Origin of the sequence: Bradyrhizobium sp., from assembly GCF_035652035.1 — a bacterium.
Classification (GTDB): Bacteria; Pseudomonadota; Alphaproteobacteria; order Rhizobiales; family Xanthobacteraceae; genus Bradyrhizobium.
The window spans coordinates 1-18,739 of record NZ_DASREO010000048.1 but is presented as its reverse complement, the minus strand read 5'-3'; the positions used below and the strand labels follow the sequence as shown (position 1 = coordinate 18,739).

General features: G+C 63.3%; 12 protein-coding genes. 4 read left to right on the top strand and 8 right to left on the bottom strand.

Features of this window, described 5'->3' with window-relative positions; all coding sequences use genetic code 11:
* The first annotated feature begins 7 nt into the window (after positions 1-7).
* From VFB05_RS13810 to VFB05_RS13800, 3 genes are read left to right on the top strand one after another with little or no spacing between them, the layout of a single operon-like run.
* Positions 8-877, top strand: a complete 870-nt coding sequence (locus VFB05_RS13810; protein WP_325013266.1) for a branched-chain amino acid ABC transporter permease — start codon at positions 8-10, stop codon at positions 875-877.
* On the top strand, positions 874-3,297 hold the full coding sequence (locus VFB05_RS13805; protein ID WP_325013264.1) for a branched-chain amino acid ABC transporter ATP-binding protein/permease: 2,424 nt from the start codon (positions 874-876) through the stop codon (positions 3,295-3,297). Before VFB05_RS13810 ends, VFB05_RS13805 begins: the two co-directional genes overlap by 4 nt.
* A gap of 8 nt (positions 3,298-3,305) precedes the next feature.
* Positions 3,306-4,538 (top strand): amidohydrolase family protein, encoded by a 1,233-nt coding sequence (locus VFB05_RS13800; RefSeq protein WP_325013262.1) that lies wholly within the window; start codon positions 3,306-3,308, stop codon positions 4,536-4,538.
* A 149-nt stretch (positions 4,539-4,687) separates the two neighbouring features.
* On the opposite strand, the gene VFB05_RS13795 is transcribed toward VFB05_RS13800, so the two are convergent.
* The gene (locus VFB05_RS13795) at positions 4,688-5,704 is read right to left on the bottom strand and encodes a formamidase (RefSeq protein ID WP_325013260.1); all 1,017 of its coding nucleotides are present in this window, start codon (positions 5,702-5,704) and stop codon (positions 4,688-4,690) included.
* 234 nt (positions 5,705-5,938) lie between these two features.
* Between VFB05_RS13795 and VFB05_RS13790 the strand changes: the two genes are divergently transcribed.
* Positions 5,939-6,769 carry an aspartate dehydrogenase gene (locus VFB05_RS13790; protein ID WP_325013258.1) on the top strand — a complete coding sequence of 277 codons (831 nt, stop codon included), beginning with the start codon at positions 5,939-5,941 and terminating at the stop codon, positions 6,767-6,769.
* 130 nt (positions 6,770-6,899) lie between these two features.
* Here the strand turns inward: VFB05_RS13790 and upp are convergent, their stop codons facing one another.
* The 7 genes from upp to VFB05_RS13755 form a co-directional block, all read right to left on the bottom strand.
* Positions 6,900-7,529, bottom strand: coding sequence for a uracil phosphoribosyltransferase (upp, locus tag VFB05_RS13785; RefSeq protein WP_325013256.1), 630 nt, complete (start codon positions 7,527-7,529; stop codon positions 6,900-6,902).
* A gap of 14 nt (positions 7,530-7,543) precedes the next feature.
* Positions 7,544-8,803 carry a URC4/urg3 family protein gene (locus tag VFB05_RS13780; RefSeq protein WP_414643197.1) on the bottom strand — a complete coding sequence of 420 codons (1,260 nt, stop codon included), beginning with the start codon at positions 8,801-8,803 and terminating at the stop codon, positions 7,544-7,546.
* A 13-nt stretch (positions 8,804-8,816) separates the two neighbouring features.
* The gene (locus tag VFB05_RS13775) at positions 8,817-10,073 is read right to left on the bottom strand and encodes a GTP cyclohydrolase II (RefSeq protein WP_325013254.1); all 1,257 of its coding nucleotides are present in this window, start codon (positions 10,071-10,073) and stop codon (positions 8,817-8,819) included.
* A gap of 245 nt (positions 10,074-10,318) precedes the next feature.
* Entirely contained in the window at positions 10,319-11,806 is a 1,488-nt protein-coding gene (locus VFB05_RS13770) for an efflux transporter outer membrane subunit (protein ID WP_325013252.1), read from the bottom strand.
* Positions 11,807-11,821: 15 nt separating this feature from the next.
* Entirely contained in the window at positions 11,822-15,109 is a 3,288-nt protein-coding gene (locus VFB05_RS13765; RefSeq protein ID WP_325013250.1) for an efflux RND transporter permease subunit, read from the bottom strand.
* 9 nt (positions 15,110-15,118) lie between these two features.
* Positions 15,119-18,220 (bottom strand): MdtB/MuxB family multidrug efflux RND transporter permease subunit, encoded by a 3,102-nt coding sequence (locus tag VFB05_RS13760; protein WP_325013248.1) that lies wholly within the window; start codon positions 18,218-18,220, stop codon positions 15,119-15,121.
* Positions 18,217-18,739 (bottom strand): efflux RND transporter periplasmic adaptor subunit (locus VFB05_RS13755; protein WP_325013246.1); only part of this gene is annotated, 523 nt, incomplete at its 5' end. The genes VFB05_RS13755 and VFB05_RS13760, both read right to left, overlap by 4 nt.

Here is an 18,739-nt window from a genome sequence, read left to right as displayed (position 1 = left end):
TTGGGCGATGCTCGCGACTGCACTTGTCTCGGGATTAAGCCTCGGGAGTATCTACGGCCTCATTGCGCTGGGTTTTACGCTGACCTTTGCCGTCTCGGGCACGGTGAATTTCGCGCAAGGCTCGTCGGTGATGCTGGGCGCGGTGTTTTGTTACGCGCTCGCAATGGGGCTGCATTGGCCGATGCCGATCGCGATCCCGCTTGCGCTCGTCGCGTGTGCGATCTGGGGCTTGATCGTCGAGCGCGTCGCGGTTCGCCCGTTCGTCGCGCGTGGCAGCAATGCCTGGCTGATGGCGACCGTTGCGCTCGGCATCGTGCTCGACAACGTCGTGATGGTCTTGTTCGGCAAGGAACCGCGCGCGCTGCCGTCATCCCTGGCCGACGATCCCTGGGTGATCGGCACCGTCGGCATCTTCCCGCTGCAAGTGCTGGTTCCGATCGTCGGGCTCGCCCTCGCGCTCGCCGTTCATCTCGGCATGCACCGGACAAGTTTGGGTCTGAAGCTGCGCGCGGCGGTCGAAAACCCGGACGCGGCGCGGCTGATGAGCATCGACGTCACCATGCTGATCGCGCTCACTTACGCCGCCGCGGCGCTGCTCGCCGGGATCGGCGGCATCCTGATCGCACCGCTTTATAACGTCGCCTACGACATGGGGACGTTGTTCGGCATCAAGGCATTCGCCGTCGCTATTCTCGGCGGCCTGACCAATCCCTGGGGTGTCGTGATCGCCGGCCTCGGTTATGGGCTGGTCGAAGCCTGCGCCACGACCTGGCTTGGCTCCAGCAGCACGCAGATCGTCACCTTCTCGGCGGTGATCGCCGCGCTGGTGCTGGCGCCGTCCGGCCTGTTCGGCGGACGGACCAGGGTGCGGGTATGAGAACGGCGGTTGCCACCTTTGCCGCGATGCTCGGCTGCATCGCCGCTGCCGCAATCTGCCTCTCCACGCCCGGTTACTACGCCTATCTCTTGGGGATGCTCGCGACCACGGCGCTGGCAGGCATCGGCTTGAACGTGCTGCTCGGCCTCGCCGGCGAAGTATCGTTGGGCCAGGGCGGCTTTGTGGCGCTAGGGGCCTATGGGGTTGGCATCCTCACCACCAAAGCGGGATTGAATTTCTGGGAAGCGCTGCCGCTTGCCGTCGCTGTCGTGGCGGCCATATCGGCCGTTCTCTCGATCCCGGCGCTTCGCCTCACCGGGCCTTATCTAGCCATGGTGACGATTGCCTTCGGCTTCATCGTCGAATCCATTTCGATTGAGTGGCGCGACCTGACCGGCGGCTCCAGCGGTCTTGCCGGAATTCCGGCGCCGTTTGGCACCGGCGGCACCGCGCTGTTGGCCTGCGGCTTCTGCGTCGCCGGGCTGATCTTGTTTTATTATCTCGTACGAAGCCCGATTGGTCTTGCGATGCAGGCCTTTGCCTCGGCGCCGGCGGCCGCGCGCGGCGTCGGAATAAGACCGGTACCGGTGCGCACCGCGGCCTTCGTGCTGGCGGCCGCGGCGGCAGGGTTGGCGGGAGGATTGCAGGCGGCGCTGACCGGCTTCATCGCGCCAAGCTCGTTTCCGTTTTCGCAGTCGATCCTGTTTCTGCTCGTGGTCGTCGTGGGCGGCGCCGGCCGCACCCTTGGGCCGCTGATCGGATCGGCGGTTGTCGTTTTTCTCCCCGAGGTGCTGGCGGGCCTTGCCGAATACCGTTTGCTGGTGTTCGGCTCTGGCCTCCTGATCGTGTTGCTGGCCGCGCCGGGCGGGATCGCGGGTGCGCTCGCGCACATTTTCCGGCCGCGAAAATCGCTTAGCCAGGCGGCGCCGGATGCCGATCTCGCTTTGGCCCATATCACCGGCGCGCGCGGCAGTCTCGCGGCGGAAGGCGTGCGGGTGGCGTTCGGTGGCGTGGTCGCGGTCGCGGGCGTCGACATGATCGCTTCGCCCGGCCGCATCACCAGCGTGATCGGCCCGAATGGCGCCGGCAAGACCACGCTGCTCAATCTGATGAGCGGCTTCCAGCGTCCCGACGCCGGAACGGTGCGGGTGGGTAAGGAGGACATCACCGGCTTTGCCGCCCCCGATGTCACACGCGCCGGTCTTACACGAACGTTCCAGACCGCGCAGCCTTTCGCGAACCTGACGGTGCTCGACAATGTCCGTCTCGGCCTGTTGCGCGGCGCCTGGCAGGGCGAAGCTTCGGCGGACCTGGCGCGAGCGCTGTTGGCGCTGGTCGGTTATACCGGATCCGATACAAGGCTGGCCGCCACGCTTCCGCATGTCGACCGCCGGCTGGTGGAGATCGCTCGCGCGCTTGCAACCGCGCCTGCAGTGCTGCTGCTCGACGAACCCGCGGCCGGCCTCAGCGAGGCCGATACCGCCAAACTCGGTGCTCTGCTGCAGCGGCTCGCGCGCGCCGGTCTCGCCGTTGTGCTGGTCGAGCACGACATGTCGCTCGTGATGTCGATCTCCGACGAGATCGTGGTGCTCGATGCCGGACGCCGCATCGCAGCCGGCACGCCCGCGATCGTGCGCAACGATCCCGCCGTCAAGGCGGCCTATCTCGGCACGGCCATGTCTGCGGGATCGGCGGCTACGCGCACGGCCGGAGCACCGCTGCTTGAGGTGGACAGCTTGAGCGCGGGCTACGGCGCGCTCGCCGTGCTCGACAATGTCAGCCTCAAGGTCGGCAGTGGCGAGGTGATCGCACTGTTCGGCCCGAACGGCGCCGGAAAATCGACCTTGATGAAAGCGTTGAGCGGCCTGATCCGTCCGGTGAGCGGAACGATCAAATTGGATGGCAAGGATCTCGCGTCGCTGTCTGCGCCGCAGGTCGCCCGCACCGGACTCATTCTCGTGCCGGAGGGCCGCCAGGTGTTTCCGCAACTGACTGTTGCGGAAAATCTCCGCCTTGGCGCGACGCGCCGCAACGATTTCGCGCTGGGCGAAATCGAAGGCATGCTGGAGCGTTTCCCGCGCCTGCGCGCGCGCCTGCATACGGCCGCAGGCCTGCTTTCGGGCGGCGAGCAGCAGATGCTCGCGGTGGCGCGTGGACTGCTGGCGAAACCTGAAGTCTTGCTGCTCGACGAGCCGTCGCTCGGACTTGCGCCTGCGGTCGTCACCGAACTGTTCGAGCAGTTCACGCGCCTGCGCGATGAAGGCATGACGCTACTGATCGTGGACCAGATGGCGGACTATGCGCTCGCGATCGCGGACCGCGGTTATGTGCTCGGCGGCGGCCGGATCGTCGCGCAGGGAAGCCCGTCAGAATTGCGCGGCGCCATGCTCGATGACGCCTATCTGGGTTCTGCTTCTTGAGGTGATGGATGGATTTGGTAGTCCGGAATGCGCGTATCTTGCGTGATGACGAGCTCGTCAATGTCGATATTGCCGTCGAGGGCACGACGATCGCGGCGATTGCGCCCGCGCTTGCGGCCGATGGTCCCGAACTGAATGCCGAAGGTTGCCTTGTCGTTCCCGGCCTGATCGAGACGCATATCCATCTCGACAAAACCTGCATCATGGATCGTTGCCGGATCGAGGAGGGCACTGTCGCCGAAGCCGTTCGCGAAACTGCAGCCGCCAAGCGCGGCTTTACCGCAGAGGACGTCTATGCGCGCGGCAAGAAGACACTGGAGCGCTGCATCTCGCACGGCACGATGCGCATGCGCACCCATGTCGAGCTCGATCCCGGCATCGGGTTGATCGGCCTCGAGGCGGTCGAACAACTTGCAAAGGACCACGCCTGGGCGATCGACGTCGAAATCTGCGTGTTTCCGCAGGAAGGCATGACCAACTATCCCGGCACCGAAGAACTGCTGATCGAGGGTTTGCGCCGCGGCGCCCGCACCATCGGCGCGGTACCGTATTTCGACACCGATCCGCACAAGCAGATCGAGCGCATCTTCGAAATCGCGCGCGAGTTCGACGCCGAGATCGACATGCATCTCGATCTCGCCGAAACCACGCAGAACATGCAGGTCGAATATGTTTGCCAGAAGACGGAGGAGTTCGGCCGCGGCGGACGGGTCGCGGTCGGCCACGTCACGCAGATGTCGTTGCTGCCGCCCGATCGTTTCAATGACATCGCGACGCGGCTGGCTAATGCCGGCGTCGCCGTGACCATCCTGCCGTCAACCGATCTGCATTTGATGGGCCGCAGCCACGATCATGCGGTGCCGCGTGGGGTCGTGCCCGCCGAACCGTTACGAAAAGCAGGCGTCACCTGCTCGATCTCGACCAACAATGTGCTCAATCCATTCACGCCCTATGGCGATGGCTCGCTGATCCGGATGGCGAATCTTTACGCCAACGTCTGTCACGTCTCGCGTCCCGCGGACCTCGCCGGTTGCCTGGATATGATCACGGAATCCTCGGCGCGGCTGATGCGGCTCAATGATTACGGCATCAAGGTCGGCGCGCCGGCCGATCTCGTTTGCATCGATGCGACGAACCCGACGGATGCGGTCGCGACGCTGGCGCAACCCTTGTGGGGCTTCAAGCGCGGCCGAAAATCGTTCACGCGGCCGCGGGTCGAGCTTCATCGCCACACGCACTAGATCGGGATGAGGTTAGGTTGAATCGTCATTGCGAGGAGCGAAGCGACGAAGCAATCCAGTTCTTTGGTCAGGCAAGCTGGATTGCTTCGCTTCGCTCGCAATGACGGGCGGCAGGCGACCGAACCTAAATTCATCTGCCTTAGCGGTGGCTATTCCGCGGCCTTGCTCGCCCTGGCGCCGAACATGCGCGTCGGCGCGGGGAAGCCGCAAGACGTGCCATCGGTGATCTTGACCTCGTCTTCCCACGGCAGACGATAGGTGCCGGCGACCATGTCCTGCATGAAGGTATACGGGCAATCCATCGCACCGCCTTTCACCGCGACATAGCCGCGGTGCCAGAGCTGGTAGATGTTGTTCTCGACGCCCCAGTTGATGCGGGCTTCGCGCACCAGATCAGGACGCACTTCGGCGGTGATGATCTCGTCGACGCGGCCGGTGGTGCCGTGGGCAAGGATAGTGCCGTCGAAATTGACGATCATGCCTTCGCCCATCGAATCGAACGAGCCGTCGGAACCGCACATGCAGACGTTTGCGGTCACCATCAGGTTCTGGAAGGCGTTGGCCTGGTTGGTGAAGCGCCAGCTCTCGCGGATCGGTGCGGTGTAGCCGGCGGTGCGGATCATGATCTCGGCGCCCTTGTAGGCACATTCGCGCGCCATCTCCGGGAACATGCCGTCGTGGCAGATGATCAGCGCGATCTTGGCGCCGTTCGGTCCCTCGATGACGGGTATGCCGACATTGCCGGGCTCCCACGGCTCGACCGGAATCCAGGGATGAAATTTGCGGTAGTAGAGTTTGATCTCGCCGTGGTCGTCGATGATCAGGCCGGAATTGTAGGGGTTGCCGTCCGGATTGTACTCCATGATCGAGAAGCAGCCCCAGATCTTGTTGTCGATGCAGGCCTTCTTGAAGGCCGCGACCTCCGGACCGTCGAGGTGGCACATGATCGCGGGATTGGTGTCCATTGACAGGCCGTGCAGTGAGTATTCGGGGAACACCACGAGGTCCATGGTCGAGAGATTGCGGCGCGCTTTGCCGACCATGTAAACGATGCGCTCGGTTTGTTTGGCGAGGTCGGCCTTGGTCACGACAACAGGCAGTTGGAGCTGCACCAGCCCGATCACGACGCCATTGGGCGATTTGTTCAGTCCGCCAAGTCCGTTCATGTCCCGCTCCCTGGAAAGCTCGCGCCTTATTGACGCGGTATGCGCGAAAAGCCGGCCGCAAGCAGACCGCATTTCCGCTAGGCAACAAAGATCATTTTTCAGGCGATCGCATGGTCAAACCGAAGGCAGAATCGGACCTCGGCGCCTTCCACCACGAAGTGAGGCAGCCTATAAAAGCGACAGCGGGTTAGCCGCCGTGACTGGCGCATTGAAAGAAGAAGAGAAAACAAGCCGATGGCGAATTTGACGAAAAACTCCGAGCGAGACCTTCGCGTGGCGATTGCAGGATTGGGACCGATCGGGAAAGGAGCTGCCGAGGCGCTTGATGCGGGAATAGACGGCTTCTCGCTTGCTGCCGTATCGGTGCAGGATCCCGAAAAGCATCACAACTGGCTGGGCACGCTGAAGAAGTTCCCGGCGATTTTGCCGGTCGAGGCGCTTTCCGATGCGGCCGATGTCGTCATCGAATGTGCGCCGGCAAAGCTGCTGCGATCGATTGTGACGCCGTTCGTGGAAACCGGAAAAACCGCGATCGTGCTGAGCGCAGGTGCGCTCTTGGAAAATGAAGACCTGATCGATATCGCGAAGAAGAACCGCGGACAGATTGTGGTGCCGACCGGCGCGCTGATCGGACTCGATGCGGTGACGGCAGCCGCGGTCGGCGAAATTCATTCGGTGCGGATGGTGACACGCAAGCCGGTTCGCGGTCTCGTTGGCGCGCCGTTTCTGGTCGAAAACAACATCGACATTGAATCGATCAAGGAACCGATGAAAGTCTTCGAAGGCACGGCGCGGGACGCGGCGAAAGGGTTTCCGGCCAATCTGAATGTCGCGGTGGCGCTGTCGCTCGCGGGCATCGGCCCCGACCGGACCGTGCTCGAGATCTGGGCCGATCCGGCACTGACACGCAACACGCACCGGATCGAGGTCGATGCAGACTCCGCCCGGTTCTCGATGGCAATCGAAGGCATCCCTTCTGAAAACCCGAAGACCGGACGTATCACCGCGTTGTCGGTGATCGCGCTGCTTCGCAAGCAACGCGCGGCATTGCGCGTCGGGACCTGAAGCATAGCGTTTTCAAGCGAAGCCGCCTTCGCTATAGCTTCGGCGGCCGAGTGAGCTAGTGGCCCGGCGAAGCCTGGCGGAGACGGGTGGAAGCCGGTTCGCGTGAAGAAACGCGTCAGAACAAAGACCGCTACTTGGTGCCGTAAGCGCGATCGCCGGCGTCGCCAAGACCGGGCAGGATGAAGCCATGTTCATCCAGCCCTTCGTCGATGGCGGCGAGCCAGATCGGCACGTCAGGATGAATGCCGCGCATCCGCTCGATGCCTTCGGGCGCTGCGATCAGGCACACCAGGCGAATGTCGCTCGCGCCGCGCTCTTTCAAACGGTCGACCGCAGCCACCGCCGTGTTGGCGGTTGCGAGCACAGGCGAGATCACGATGACCTGCCGCTCGGGCAAGTCGACCGGCGACTTGAAGTAGTATTCGACGGCGACAAATGTCTCCGGCTCACGATAGAGCCCGATATGGGCGACGCGCGCGCTTGGCACCAAATCGAGCATGCCTTCCGCGAATGTCATTCCGGCGCGCAGTACCGGCGCGAACACCAGCTTCTTGCCGGCGATCTGCGGCGACTTCATATGCGCGAGCGGCGTTTCGATATCGACATTGGCGAGCGGCAGGTCGCGGGTCACCTCATAGCAGAGCAGCATCCCGATTTCTTTCAACAGTTCGCGGAACGATTTGGTCGAGGCATCCTTTTTGCGCAGCAAGGTCAGCTTGTGCTGCACCAGCGGATGGCTGACGATGGTAACGCCGTCCATAGTATTGTCCTTCCCTAAAATACCGTGCCGTCGCTGATCACCTTGACCGGCGGCGAGGCGTCGGCGCGGCGCTCGCGCGCGAGCTTGCGGCCCGCAGCCCAGGATCCGCCTTGGAGAATTTTTGCGAGCGGCAATGACACAGCATCAACCCCAAGCTTTTTGCGCAATCCCTCGGCCAGGCGGTCGAGCAGTGCCACCGTCAACGTGCGCCATTCCACGACCAGGGCCGAAGCGACCGCATGCTCGCGCTCAGCGTCTTGCGGATCACGAAATGCAAGCACACCGGAATCGATGAACAGCCCGCCGTTGCGGTATTCGGCGAGCCCGGTCAGACCGTCGATATCGGTGACCTCGATGCCGGACGTTTGCAGCGGCTCGATCAGCGAGTAGGCAAGCCATTGCGAGAGCTTGTGCAGCGGGACCAGATTATTCGTTGCATCGTCAGTGGTCAGCGAGGGATGTTTCCAGCAATCGCCGAGAGGAATCCCGCCAAGCGTCAGCCGCGACGGCCAGATCGGTCCGAGCTGCTGCAACAGTTCGGAGAGGATGACAGGAGCGGGAAGGCGACCGTTCTCGGCGCGCGCTGCAAGGTGATCAAATAGTCCGCCGGGCCGTGGCGTGTCGTGCTGGCCGAAAATTTCAGGCTTCGAGGCGACGAGCTTGCCGAGGCTGCGCAAAAGCTCGACGCGGCCCTCAAGTCCGACAAGCGGATTGGTTTCGGAAACCTGTAAGCCGCGCGCGGCGTCGGCCACGGAAAGGTTGGCAAGGGCGCCGGCGTCGACGCGAAGCGGATCGTGCGCGTTTGTCGAGAACATGAAGTTTTCGAACATCGCAAGGCTTGCAAGCGCCAGGCCCTCCGAACGGCCGATCGCTGCTCCGCTTTTCGGATCACGATAGCGCCAGCTCGGACCCGCGCCGGCATCGAGAAAGACGCTGACGATTGCCAGATCGAATTCCGCGCGCGCGCGGGCCGCACGATCGGGCCATCGCACCTGACTTGCAGTCGTGCTCCATCGATCGTCACCGTCAAGGACAAAATGCCGCCAGCGCGAGTGAAACGGCACGTCGAGGCTCGGATAGGCTTCGCGCGTCGTTTGCAGAACGAGATCAACAACACCATCCATCCTCTCGGGATGGATGCGGAAATTTGGCAAGCTATCGTCGAGCGCGAGCGCCAGCATCCGATGAGAGCGCTCGCGAACGGCCGCCGCACTCAAGAGCGACAGCGCAGCGGATGTCTCGGAAGCTGATGCCTCGGAATTTTCCGGCGACACGGCCGTCCTTGCGTCAGTATTTTTCAAGCGGGCGGCCGACCGAATTGGTGAGCTCGTCCGGCGCGACTGCTTCCGCGCTGTAATAGCCGGCGGCCTTCTTCGCAGCGATCTCGACATGCGCGTCGGGCGGCACCAGTTCGTCCGGTATGGGAACCCGTTCGACGATCTCAATGCCCTGGCCGGTCAGCGCATCGTATTTCATGTCGCTCATGGACACGAAGCGATCGATGCGCTTGAGGCCGAGCCAGTGGATCACGTCCGGCATCAGTTGCTGGAAACGCGCATCCTGCACGCCTGCGACGCATTCGGTGCGCTCGAAATATTGAGCGGCCGCGTCGCCGCCTTCCTGACGCTTGCGCGCGTTGTAGACGAGGAATTTCGTGACCTCGCCCAGCGCGCGCCCTTCCTTGCGGTTGTAGACGATGATACCGAGCCCGCCCTCCTGGCCGGCCCGCGCGCACTCCTCGATGCCATGCAGCAGATAAGGGCGGCAGGTGCAGATGTCGGAGCCGAACACGTCGGAGCCGTTGCACTCGTCGTGCACGCGGCAGGTGATCTTGGTGCGATGGTCCGGCAGCTTGGTGACGTCGCCGAACAGGTAGGCCGTCGTGCCGCCGATCGGCGGCAGGAAGACCTGCAAGTCCGGCCGCGTGACGAGCTCCGGAAACATGCCGGCGGTCTGCTCGAAGAGTTGCCGTCTGAGATTGTTTTCGGTGGTCTCAAACCGCTGCGCGAGACCCGGCAGGTACCACACCGGATCGATCGCGATTTTCACCACTGAGACGCTGCCGTTCTTGTGAACGACCTCGTCGTCGTGCTTCAGCCGTCCGGCGTCGATCGCCGCCTTCAATTCGGGAAGATCGAGCCGGGCACGCGTGATCGCGATGCTCGGCCGGATGTCGGTGCCTTCGGCGATTTCGGCGGCAAAATTCTCCGCGACCAGATGCCCCCACGGATCGAGCGAAACGATGCGCTGCGGGTCGCTCCATTGCGGAAAAGGGCCGACCGTGGCTGCCGGATGGGTATTGGTCAGATCGGGACGCCGGATCGGATCGAGCGCGCCCGAGGAGACCGCGAGCGCGCGATAGACCGAATAGGAGCCGCCATGGGAGCCGATGACATTGCGATCCTGCGGACGGGAGACCGTGCCGATCACGGGGCCGCGGTCGCGTGCCGTGGCCGCGCCCCATCGGATCGGGAAGTTGAGCTTCCCTCCCGGTGCCGGATGCGAGGTGATCCGGATGTGGTCAACCCGATTGGAACGAGTCATTGCGGTCTGTCCTTCAGATATGATTTCCGGGCCATCCTTCGGGATCTTGTCCCAAAGCCAGGCCCCAAATGGCGACGGCCCGCCTGAACAGACGGGCCCGTCACCAACGCCGAAAATTACAGCATGACCGTAACTGAACCATGAAATATAGCGAACCGGGGCGCGAATACAACGGCCGCTAAATGGCAGTAATTCCTTGGATTTCGAGCGCTGCCGGCCCGCTGCGGTGCGGCAGCGTGAGCGATTCACTGCGGCGTCGGCGCTGCGCCATCCTGAGGTTGCAGCGAGGACAATTGCCCGGTCGGCGTCCAGCCGCCGCCGAGCGCCTGAAACAGGCTGGAGACGGCGAGCAGCTTGTTCAAACGCACCTGCATCAAGGTATTTTCGTTCTGAAGCAGCGTCTGCTGGGTCTGCAGCACCGTAATGAGGTTCACCGTGCCGGCGCGCAATTGCGTCTCGGACACTTCGAAAGCCTTGCGCGCAGAGGCAACCGCTTCAACCTCGAGGCGCTCCTGCAAGGTCAGCTTCTCGAGCGCCACCAAGGCCTTTTCGACGTCGGCGAAGGCCGAGAGCACCGCCTTGCGATAGGCCTGCAAATCCTGCAGCTGCACGCCCTTGGCATTTTTCAACTGGCTCTCCAGCAGGAAGCCGTCGAACAGCGGCTGCGTCAGCCCCGCCGACAGGGTGTAGAACCAGGCGCCGGGTCCAAACAGCGAGGCGAGGGCTGCGCTTTGCACGCCGGTTTGCGCGGTCAGCGTGATCTGCGGGAAGAAGGCGGCGCGTGCCGATTCGACGCTGAAGTTCGCCGACGCCAGTTGCGCCTCGGCCTGACGGATATCCGGCCGCTGGTTGAGCAGTTCCGACGGCAGGCCCGGCGTGACGCGCGGAATCGCGATCTGCGTCATCGTCCCGCCCTTGATGTTGAAACTCGCCGGCGCCCGGCCGACCAGTACGGCGAGGGCGGCGATGTTCTGCCGGAGCGTGACCTCGAGCGGCGGGATCGCGGCGCGTTCGGTCGCAACCTGTGTCTCCTGCTGCGACACGTCGAGCTGCGATGCAGTGCCGCCGGCGAATTGCTGCCTGATCAAGGTCAGGATGCGCTCGGCCGCTGCAAGGTTACGCCGGGCGACGCGCAGTTCATCCTGTGCAGCAAGAACCTGGAAGTAGGCATTGGCGACGGCGACGATCGTCGACAGCGTGACGACTTCGCGGTTGTAGCGCTGCGCGGTCGCGGTCTCTTCGAACGCGTGGAGCGTGGCGCGGTTCTTGCCCCAGAAGTCGAGCATGTAGCTCGCCGTGAGTCCGAGGCTGTATTGCGAGAAGGTTTGTCCTCCGATTCCGCCCCCCGTGGCAAATGAACCCTTGGCGGTTCGGCTCTGCTCCGCGCTTCCGTTCCCGGTCACCGACGGCAAGAGCGGCGCGCCGTTGATGCCGACCTGCGCGTCGGCCTGAACGATCTGGGCGATGGCCACCGCGATATCGAGATTGTAGATCTGCGCTGCTTCCATCAGCGAACTCAGTTCGCTGGACTTGAAGCCGCGCCACCAGTCAACCGCCGGAAGGTGAGCGTCGGGCGTCACGCGGCCGCCTTCGCGATAGGCCGCCGGCACATCGAGGTTGAGATCGGGCCGCTCGGTTCCAAGGATGCAGCCGGACAGGGCAGGACCCAGCAGCAAAGTGGAGACCACCTTGTTGAAGCCGCGTGAAGTCCGCCGTGATGCTTTACCGATCATCGAGAATGCCAACATCTACTCGCCGGGTTGCAGCCTGGTCTCGGGCGCGAGCGGCGCATCGCCACCCCTGAGACGCTGGCTCCATAGCCGGAACCGATCCATATAAAGGTAGATTACCGGGGTTGAATAGAGCGTCAGGACCTGGCTGAGGACCAGTCCCCCGACAATTGCGATGCCGAGCGGCTGCCGGAGCTCGCCGCCTTCGCCGAGACCGATGGCGAGCGGCAGCGCGCCGAGCAGGGCGGCCATCGTCGTCATCATGATCGGCCGGAATCGGAGCAGGCACGCTTCGTAGATGGCGTCAACCGAGCTCAGGCCGCGGCTGCGCTCAGCCTCCAGGGCAAAATCGATCATCATGATCGCATTCTTCTTCACAATTCCGATCAGCAGGATGACGCCGATCAGAGCCATGATGCTGAATTCGGTCTTGACCGCCATCAGTGCGAGCAGGGCGCCGACGCCCGCCGACGGCAGCGTCGACAAGATCGTCAGCGGGTGGACGTAACTTTCATAAAGCACGCCGAGCACGATGTAGATCGTGACCAGCGCGGCGAGGACGAGGAACGGCTGATTGTTCAGCGAATCCTGAAACGCCTTTGCCGTGCCCTGGAAGGTGCCGCGGATCGTGGCGGGCACGCCGATGCGGTTCATCGCCGCTTCGACCGCGGTGACGGCCGATGACAGCGATCCCCCCGGCGGCAGATTGAAGGAAATGGTGTTGGCGACCAGGAGGCCCTGGTGGTTCACGGCGAGCGGCGTTGCACCCTGAACAAAATGCGCAACCTCCGACAGGGGAATCATGGTCTCGGCGCCGGTCGAAACCGCTGAACCGGTGGAGGCCACGCCCTTGCCGGTGGTGCCGATGGAATTGTTGGCAAGGTTTCGCGCCGACTGTGCGTTGGCAGCAGTAGCCGCGTTGGCCGCGGTGGTGTTCACATGGACGGTTCCGGCAACGGCATTGGTCGATTGCGATCCGCCGACCGAAGCGCCTGACGTCGAGATCCAGACGTCTTTCAGCGTTTGCGGATTTTGCCAGAATTGCGGCGCGACCTCCATGATCACATGATACTGGTTGCGCGCCACGTAGATGGTCGAAACCTGCCGCTGGCCGAAAGCATCGTAGAGGGTGTTGTCGACCTGGCTGACCGTGATCCCAAGTCGCGCGACGGCGTCGCGATCGATCACGAGATCGGCTTCAAGTCCCTTGTTCTGCTGATCGCTGTTGACGTCGGTCAGGTTGTGGTCGGTTTGCAGAGCGGCGGCGATTTTAGGCGTCCACTCGTTGAGCTCCTCGAAGGTGGGGCCCTGCAGGGTAAACTGATATTGCGCTTGGCTGGCGCGACCGCCGACACGAATATCCTGCACGGCCTGCAGGAAAAGGGTGGCGCCGGGAATGACCGCCATTTCCCGCCGCAGCCGTCCGATCACGCCGTCGGCCGAAATGTGGCGCTCGCTGAGCGGCTTCAGCGAGACGAAAACAAAACCCGAATTGGTCTGGCCGCCGCCGGTGAAACCGACCGCGGTTTCAACTGCCTGATCGCTTTTGATGATGTTGATGAACTGCGTCAGTTTCTTCTGCATCAACTGAAAGGAGATGCTCTGATCCGCCTGGATCGAGCCGACCAGCCGGCCGGTGTCCTGCTGCGGAAAGAAGCCTTTCGGGATGATGACGTAGAGATAGACGTTGAGACCGCACACCACGAGCAGCGTCACGATCATCATCAGGGGATGGCGAAGGGCCGTAGCCAATGTCCGGCGATAGACGCCAAGCATGGCCTCGAAAAAGCGCTCGCTGACGCGATAGAGCCGCCCGTGCTCGCCGGTTTCGCGGCGGAGCACCACTGCACACATCATCGGCGTCGTGGCGAGCGAAATCGCGAGCGAGATCATGATCGAGATCGAGATCACCATCGCGAATTCGCGGAACAGGCGGCCGATGATGCCGCCCATCATAAGGATCGGAATGAAGACGGCGATCAGCGAGATGCTCATCGACAGCACGGTAAATCCGACCTCGCTGGCGCCCTTCAGCGCGGCCTCCATCGGGCTCATGCCGTCCTCGATGTGGCGAGTAATGTTTTCAAGGACGACGATGGCGTCGTCGACGACGAAGCCGGTCGCGACGGTCAGCGCCATCAGCGAGAGATTGTCGAGGCTATAGCCGCACAGATACATGGCGGCGAAGGTCGCGATCAGCGACACCGAGACGGCCACGACCGGAATCAGCGTCGCGCGCAGATTTCGCAGGAAGGCGAACACCACGAGGATGACAAGCAAAACCGCAAGAACGAGGGTGCGCTCGACATCGTGCAGCGAGGTGCGAATTGTGGTCGAGCGATCGATGGCTATCCCAATGTCGATGGCGGGCGAAACCGAGGCTCGTAATTGCGGCATGAGCGCTTTCACGAGATCGACGGTCGAGATGATATTGGCGCCCGGCTGCCGATAGAGAATGATCAGCACGGCTGGCTTGCCGTTGGCGAGTCCGGCATTGCGGAGGTTCTCGACGGAGTCCGTTACTTGGCCGACATCGGACAGGCGGACCGGTGCGCCGTTGCGATAGGCGACGATCAGGGACTTGTAGTCTTCAGCCTTGTTGGCCTGGTCGTTCGCATAGATCTGAAAGCGCTGTTCACCGACGTCGATGCCGCCTTTTGGACTGTGCGCATTGGCGCTGGAGAGCGCCGCCCGCACGTCTTCGAGGCCGACGCCGTATTTGAAGAGGGCTTGCGGGATGAGTTCGGCCCGCACCGCGGGAAGCGAGCTGCCGCCGACGACGACTTCGCCAACACCGTCGACCTGCGACAGTTTCTGCGACAGCACGGTCGACGCTGCGTCATAGAGATCGCCGCGGGTCAACGTATCGGACGTCAGGGCCAGGATCAGGATCGGTGCGTCAGCCGGATTGGATTTCTTGTAGGTCGGATTGGTTCGCAGGCTGGTCGGCAGGTCGGCGCGGGCCGCGTTGATCGCGGCCTGGACGTCGCGCGCGGCGCCATCGATGTTGCGGTTGAGGCCGAATTGCAGGGTGATGCGAACCGAGCCCACCGTGCTCGACGAGGTCATCTCGGTGACATCGGCGATCTGACCGAGGTGGCGCTCAAGCGGACTTGCGACCGTCGTTGCCACGTCCTGTGGGCTGCCGCCCGGCAAGGTGGCGCGAACGGAAATGGTTGGGAAATCGACCTGGGGCAGCGGCGAGACCGGCAACTTGAAGAAAGCCACCACGCCCGCCGCGGCAAGGCCGAAGGTGAGCAGCGTCGTTCCGATCGGCCGCCGAATGAATGGTGTTGAAGGGCCCATGACGAGCCCTCATTCCGCCGGCTGGGCAGCTTCGTCCGAGCGGCCGGAGAAGCGGATCGCCAGGCGGTCGAACCAGAGATAGATCACGGGTGTGGTGAACAGCGTCAGCAATTGGCTGAGCAGAAGGCCGCCGACGATGGAAATGCCGAGCGGATGGCGCAGTTCGGAGCCGGCGCCGGTGCCGAGCATCAGCGGTAGCGCACCGAGCACAGCGGCCATGGTCGTCATCAGAATCGGCCGGAAGCGCAGCAGGCAGGCCTGGTAGATCGCCTCGCGCGGCGACTTGCCTTCGTGGCGTTCGGCCTCGAGCGCGAAGTCGATCATCATGATCGCGTTCTTCTTCACGATGCCGATCAAGAGAATAATGCCGATGATGGCGACGATGGTGAGGTCGTCGCCGGCGATCATCAATGCCAGCAGCGCGCCGATGCCGGCCGACGGCAGGGTCGAGAGAATGGTGACGGGATGAATGAAACTTTCGTAGAGAACGCCGAGCACGATGTAGACGGTGACGATCGCCGCCAGAATCAGGAAAAGCTGATTGGAGAGCGAGGATTGAAACGCGAGCGCCGCGCCCTGGAAGCTCGTGATCACGCTCGCCGGCTGGCCGATATCGATTTGCGCCTGCTTGATCGCATTCACCGCTTCGCCAAGCGAAGCGCCTTTGGCCAGATTGAACGACACGGTCGAGGCCGGAAACTGTCCAAGGTGCGAGATCTGGAGCGGCGCGGTTTCCTGGCGGAATTTGGCGAGCGTCGCCAGCGGCACCGGCGTCGGGCCCACCGAAGAGGGAAGGTAGATGTCCGACAGCGATTGCAGTGACGTTTGCAGACTCGGATCGGCCTCGAGGATGACGCGGTATTGGTTCGAGTTGGTGAAGATCGTGGAGACGATGCGCTGGCCGAAGGAGTCGTAGAGCGCATTGTCGACGGTCGCAGGCGTGATGCCGAAGCGCGCCGCCTGGTCGCGGTCGATTTCGATGAAGACCGACAGGCCCTGGTCGGAAATGTCACTGGCGACGTCGCCAAGCTGCGGAAGCGTCCTCAGCTTATCGACCAGTTTCGGCGTCCATTCCGAGAGCTGCGCGGGGTCGGCGTCCTGCAGGATGAACTGGTACTGCGTCTTGGAGACCGTTCCTTCGATCGTCAGGTCCTGAACCGGCTGCATATATAGTGTGATGCCGGCCAGCGGCGCGATGTTGTTCTGGATCCGCCGCATAATGGTCGAGATATCGGACTTGCGTTTGTCGTACGGCTTGAGATTGATCAGAATGCGCCCGCTGTTGAGCGTGGTGTTGGTGCCGTCGACGCCGATGAAGGACGACAGGCTGACGACGTCGGGATCCTTCAGGATGATGGAAGCGAGCTGCTGCTGGCGCTCGGCCATCGCCGCATACGAGACCGATTGCGGCGCTTCGGAAATCGCCTGGATCACGCCGGTATCCTGCAGCGGGAAGAAGCCCTTCGGAATCACGACATAGAGCCATCCGGTCAGGACGAAGGTGGCGAGGGCGACCAACAGGGTCAACGGCTGATGATCCAGCACCCAGGTCAGGGCGTGGCCGTACATCTCGATGATCCAGTCGAAGGCCTCGCGGCTATGGCGCTGGAACGCGTTTTCCTGCTCGTGGGATTCCGGCTTGAGCAGTTTGGCGCAAGCCATCGGCACCAGCGTCAGCGAGACCACCGCCGAAATCAGAATGGTGACCGAGAGCGTGATCGCGAATTCGCGGAACAGCCGGCCGACCACGTCGCCCATGAACAATAGCGGGATCAGCACCGCTATCAGCGAGACCGTCAGCGAGATAATGGTGAAGCCGATCTGCTCGGAGCCCTTGAGCGCCGCTTGCAAGGGGCTGTCGCCCTCCTCGAGATAGCGGGAGATATTTTCGATCACGACGATGGCGTCGTCGACCACGAAGCCCGTGGCAATGGTGAGCGCCATCAGTGACAGGTTGTTGAGGCTGAAGCCGAACAGATACATGGCGCCCAACGTGCCGACCAGCGACAACGGCACCGACAGAGACGGGATCAGCGTTGCGCGGGTGTTGCGCAGGAACACGAAAATCACCAGCACCACGAGGATGACGGCGAGCGTCAGTTCGAACTCCACGTCCTCGACGGAAGCGCGGATGGTGACGGTGCGGTCGGTCAGGATGTTGACGTCGATCGCCGCCGGCAGCGAGGCCTGCAATTGCGGCAGTAGCGCCTTGATGCCTTCGACCACGGCGATGACGTTGGCGCCGGGCTGGCGCTGGATATTGAGGATGATGGCCGGCGTCTCGTTCATCCAGGCGCCGAGCTTGTCGTTCTGCGAGCCGTCGACGACGTCGCCGATGTCGCTGAGGCGAACCGGATTGCCGTTCTTGTACGCGACGATCAGCGATCGATAGTCGCTGGCATTCCTGATCTGGTCGTTGGCGTTGATGGTGTAGGAGCGCATCGGGCCGTCGAAATTGCCCTTCGGCGTATTGGTGTTGGCGTTGCCGAGCGTGGTGCGCAGGTCGTCGATGTTCAGCCCGTAGGCGGCAAGCTTGCGGATATCGGCCTGGATACGCACCGCCGGCCGCTGGCCGCCGGAGAGGCTGACAAGGCCGACACCGGGAAGCTGCGAGATTTTCTGCGCGAGCCGCGTATCGACGAAATCCTCGACCTCCGTCAGCTTCATCGTCTTCGAGGTCAGGCCCAGGGTAAGGATCGGCGCGTCCGCCGGATTGACCTTGGCGTAGATCGGCGGCGCGGGAAGGTCGGCTGGCAACAGATTGCCGGCGGCGTTGATCGCGGCCTGCACTTCCTGCTCGGCGACGTCGAGCGAGATGGTGAGGCCGAACTGCAAGGTGATCACGGACGAGCCCGCCGAACTGATCGAACTCATCTGGTTGAGGTTCGGCATCTGCCCGAACTGCACCTCCAGCGGCGCCGTGACGGAGGAGGTCATCACGTCCGGGCTCGCGCCGGGGTAGAAGGTCTGGACCTGGATGGTGGGATAGTCCACCTCCGGCAGGGCGGAGAGCGGCAGGAAGCGGTAGGCCAGGATGCCGGTCATGAGGACGGCGACCATCAGCAGCGTGGTCGCCACCGGGCGCAGGATGAAGGGACGCGACGGGCTCATGGCTGGGCGGGTTTCGGCGGCTGACCGCCGGGGGCGCCGGTCGTGCGCTGGCCGGCGCCCGCGATATGCACCCTCGCGCCGTCCCGAAGGCGGTCGGTGCCGTCGACGACCACCCGCTCGCCGGGCTCGAGCCCGGCGCGGATGGCGATCCGCTCGCCCTCGGCAGGGCCGGTCTCGACCTTGCGGATCGAGACGGTGTCGTCCGGCCCGACGACATAGACGTAGTCGCCGGGGGCGCCGTGGAGCACCGCGGCCCGCGGGACCACCGCCACGCCGGCGAGCGTGTCGACCAGCAGGCGGGCGTTGACGAACTGGTTCGGGAACAGGGTCTGGTCCTTGTTGTCGAACTCGGCCTTGAGCTTCACCGTGCCGGTCGTGGTGTCGATCTGGTTGTCGACCGTCGCGAGCCGGCCCTCGGCGATCTTCGTGGTCATGCTGCGGTCATAGGCGGTGACCGGCAGGACGGCGCCGGCGCTGAGCCGCTGCATGATCCGGGGCAGGTCGTCCTCGGGCAGCGTG

Excerpts from the sequence above, each read along its gene's own strand:
- VFB05_RS13775 (WP_325013254.1), bottom strand. The coding sequence starts at position 10,073 with ATGACTCGTTCCAATCGGGTTGACCACATCCGGATCACCTCGCATCCG.
- VFB05_RS13765 (WP_325013250.1), bottom strand. The coding sequence starts at position 15,109 with ATGGGCCCTTCAACACCATTCATTCGGCGGCCGATCGGAACGACGCTG.
- VFB05_RS13760 (WP_325013248.1), bottom strand. The coding sequence starts at position 18,220 with ATGAGCCCGTCGCGTCCCTTCATCCTGCGCCCGGTGGCGACCACGCTG.
- VFB05_RS13790 (WP_325013258.1), top strand. The coding sequence starts at position 5,939 with ATGGCGAATTTGACGAAAAACTCCGAGCGAGACCTTCGCGTGGCGATT.
- VFB05_RS13810 (WP_325013266.1), top strand. The coding sequence starts at position 8 with ATGCTCGCGACTGCACTTGTCTCGGGATTAAGCCTCGGGAGTATCTAC.
- VFB05_RS13770 (WP_325013252.1), bottom strand. The coding sequence starts at position 11,806 with ATGATCGGTAAAGCATCACGGCGGACTTCACGCGGCTTCAACAAGGTG.
- VFB05_RS13800 (WP_325013262.1), top strand. The coding sequence starts at position 3,306 with ATGGATTTGGTAGTCCGGAATGCGCGTATCTTGCGTGATGACGAGCTC.
- VFB05_RS13795 (WP_325013260.1), bottom strand. The coding sequence starts at position 5,704 with ATGAACGGACTTGGCGGACTGAACAAATCGCCCAATGGCGTCGTGATC.
- VFB05_RS13805 (WP_325013264.1), top strand. The coding sequence starts at position 874 with ATGAGAACGGCGGTTGCCACCTTTGCCGCGATGCTCGGCTGCATCGCC.
- upp (WP_325013256.1), bottom strand. The coding sequence starts at position 7,529 with ATGGACGGCGTTACCATCGTCAGCCATCCGCTGGTGCAGCACAAGCTG.